Origin of the sequence: Ornithinimicrobium sp. (assembly GCF_030537745.1) — a bacterium.
Taxonomy (GTDB): Bacteria; Actinomycetota; Actinomycetes; order Actinomycetales; family Dermatophilaceae; genus Ornithinicoccus.
Window position 1 is genome coordinate 36,860 of record NZ_JAUNVI010000013.1, and the last position, 2,317, is coordinate 39,176.

3 protein-coding genes are annotated in these 2,317 nt (G+C 67.2%); 2 read left to right on the top strand and 1 reads right to left on the bottom strand.

Annotated elements, in window-relative coordinates:
- Nucleotides 1-42: 42 nt before the first annotated feature.
- Nucleotides 43-768, bottom strand: a complete 726-nt coding sequence (locus Q4P07_RS04795) for an esterase family protein (RefSeq protein WP_303373759.1) — start codon at nt 766-768, stop codon at nt 43-45.
- Between the two features lie 339 nt (nt 769-1,107).
- Here Q4P07_RS04795 and rplJ point away from each other — a divergent pair, with 339 nt between their 5' ends.
- Nucleotides 1,108-1,737 (top strand): 50S ribosomal protein L10, encoded by a 630-nt coding sequence (gene rplJ / locus Q4P07_RS04800; RefSeq protein ID WP_303373760.1) that lies wholly within the window; start codon nt 1,108-1,110, stop codon nt 1,735-1,737.
- A gap of 76 nt (nt 1,738-1,813) precedes the next feature.
- Nucleotides 1,814-2,200, top strand: a complete 387-nt coding sequence (gene rplL, locus Q4P07_RS04805; protein ID WP_303373761.1) for a 50S ribosomal protein L7/L12 — start codon at nt 1,814-1,816, stop codon at nt 2,198-2,200.
- Nucleotides 2,201-2,317: the final 117 nt, after the last annotated feature.

The following is a 2,317-nucleotide window of genomic DNA, read 5'->3' on the forward strand; positions in this document are numbered from 1 at the left end:
GGTGCGGGTAGACCAGCCGCAGGGCCCTCGTCATCGCCGGGGTCAGTGAAGGTCGAGAAGCTCACGGAGATATTGCGGCAGCATCGCCCACCAGGTCGGCCACTCATGCTCGTAGTCGGGGCCCCAGTCGTCAACGCGGTTGGGGATGCTCTGAGCACCCAGGATGTCGGCCATCTGCCAGGACTCCTCGATGTTTTCCCAGGCCCCGGTCCCGGAGGCCAGCAGCACGAAGCGGGACCGGATCCTTTCCAGCGACGGACCGCTCATCCCTGGCAGGAACCGCTTTGGGGAGGCGTAGAAGAGATCGTCGGCATAGCCGCCGATGAAGCGCTCGATCTCGTAGGTGCCGCTCATCGCGATCGCCAGCCGGAACAGGTGCGGAAAACGGGTGATGAGGGCGACCGAGTTGAAGGCGCCGATCGAGGAGCCAGCGACCACGGCGAGCTCATGACCAGAGTCCGCGCGGATGGCGGGCATGACCTCGTGCGCAATCGCCTGATGAAACTGGTTGAGGAGGCGGCAGCGGTAAGCGACGTCCCCGTGTCCCTGCATCATCGCCTTCCCCGCGAGGCTGTCGCAGGAGTAGAGCCGGATGTGTCCGGGCTGGATCAGGTCATCGAGCACGCGGACCAGCTTGTGACGTTCGATCTCCTCCGCATCACCCCCAGCGGTGGGCAGCACCAGCACCGGCACCCCGCCATGGCCCCACCTGGCCAGGGAGATGTTCTGCTGCATGCGGGGCGAGAACCATGTTTCGACGGCCTTCATGGACCTATTGGTACCCGATCGGAGCGGTATACGTCAGGATTTGGCACCAGCGCGCCCCCGCCTCACCCGTTCGAGCCGGCCCAATTTGGGGGCAGTTGAGGTATGCCGTACGCTGACGTCATACCCAATGACCGCCGGTTGTCGGCGTGCCCTGGCGCGAAAGCGCACGGAAGCGTCGGCCGAAGGTTCCCTCACCAGGGGCAACCAGCGCAGGAGTGATACGAGCCGCTGTGCCCAGCCTGAGGCTGCGCTGCAGACCTACGAGCCCCGTGCGCCCTTGCGCCGGGGCTCTTGTCGTGGGACCACGGGGTAGCCGGCACCACGACGAAGGAGGCCCATATGGCAACGCCCGAGAAGGCTGCAGCCATCGCCGACATCGCGGAGAAATTCCGCACGTCCGGCGCGGCCGTGCTGACCGACTACCGCGGTCTGACGGTGAGCCAGCTCACCGCGCTGCGTACTTCGATGCGCGAGCACGCCACCTACTCCGTGGTGAAGAACACGCTGACCAAGCGTGCTGCCGCCGAAGCCGGCGTTGACGGCCTCGACGACCACCTGGTCGGCCCCACGGCGATCGCCTTCGTCACCGGTGACCCGGTCGAGGCTGCCAAGGGGCTGCGTGACTTCGCCAAAGCCAACCCGGCTCTGGTGATCAAGGCTGGCATCCTCGACGGCTTGCCGTTGACGCCGGAGGAGATCACCAAGCTCGCGGACCTGGAGTCCCGCGAGGTCCTGCTGTCCAAGCTCGCCGGCGCCATGAAGGCGAACCTGAGCAAGGCCGCCTACCTCTTCGCCGCTCCGTTGTCGCAGGCCGCCAGGGTCGTCGACGCGCTGCGCGCGAAGGTGGAGGAGCAGGGTGGCGACAATGCCACCGCTGCGGCCTCCGAGCCCACGGCTGACGCCGAGGCACCGGTCGAGGCTGCCGCCGAGACCACCACCGACGTCGCCGAGGGTGGCGACGAGAGCTGACCGCCACGGACCACCCGGTCCGGTCAGCAAGCACCACCACACGCCACTCAAGGCATGAAGAGAAAGGAACGCCATCATGGCGAAGCTGAGCACCGAGGAACTCCTTGACCACTTCAAGGAGATGACCCTGATCGAGCTGTCCGAGTTCGTCAAGGCATTCGAGGACACCTTCGAGGTCACCGCCGCTGCCCCCGTCGCGGTTGCGGCCGCTGGCGGCGCCGGCGCGGCCGCCGCGGAGGAGGAGGCGGAGCAGAGCGAGTTCGACGTCATCCTCGAAGCCGCTGGGGAAAAGAAGATCCAGGTCATCAAGGAGGTCCGCTCGCTGACCTCCCTGGGACTGAAGGAAGCCAAGGACCTCGTCGACGGCGCCCCCAAGGCCGTCCTGGAGAAGGTCGACAAGGAAGCGGCCAACAAGGCCAAGGAGCAGCTCGAGGGCGCTGGCGCCACCGTCACGCTCAAGTGAGTCGGTCCCGGGTGGCGTGAGCTGCTCGGGACGCTCCCTCCGCCACGGGCGGGGCCTCATCGCCAGTTGTGGCCCCGCCCGGGGCCGTTGTCGGCCCGTGGCGTTTGGCGGCTGGCT